The 347-nt window shown below is 41.5% G+C and carries 1 rRNA gene; it reads left to right on the top strand.

Going from position 1 to position 347, the window contains the following annotated elements:
- Positions 1-278: ribosomal RNA gene (locus tag CRJ03_RS20050) — 23S ribosomal RNA — on the top strand; the annotation flags it as partial.
- Positions 279-347: the final 69 nt, after the last annotated feature.

The following is a 347-nucleotide window of genomic DNA, read 5'->3' as shown; positions in this document are numbered from 1 at the left end:
AAAAAATCCTCCGAATAACAAAACCAAGGCTTACAAGCCAAAGTGCTCTACGCGTTACTTATTGACCCAAATAATATTTGATCAACGGAACAAGTTACCCTAGGGATAACAGCGCAATCCTATTCTAGAGTCCCTATCGACAATAGGGTTTACGACCTCGATGTTGGATCAGGACATCCCAATGGTGCAGCCGCTATTAATGGTTCGTTTGTTCAACGATTAAAGTCCTACGTGATCTGAGTTCAGACCGGAGTAATCCAGGTCGGTTTCTATCTATTAACCATTTTTCCCAGTACGAAAGGACAAGAAAAATAGAGCCAACTTATCTAAAGTGCCCTAGAACCAAT

The organism is Roseovarius nitratireducens (assembly GCF_002925845.1).
Classification (GTDB): Bacteria; Pseudomonadota; Alphaproteobacteria; order Rhodobacterales; family Rhodobacteraceae; genus Roseovarius; species Roseovarius nitratireducens.
The sequence above is the reverse complement of the archived record's forward strand: the minus strand, read 5'-3'. Positions and strand labels throughout refer to the sequence as shown.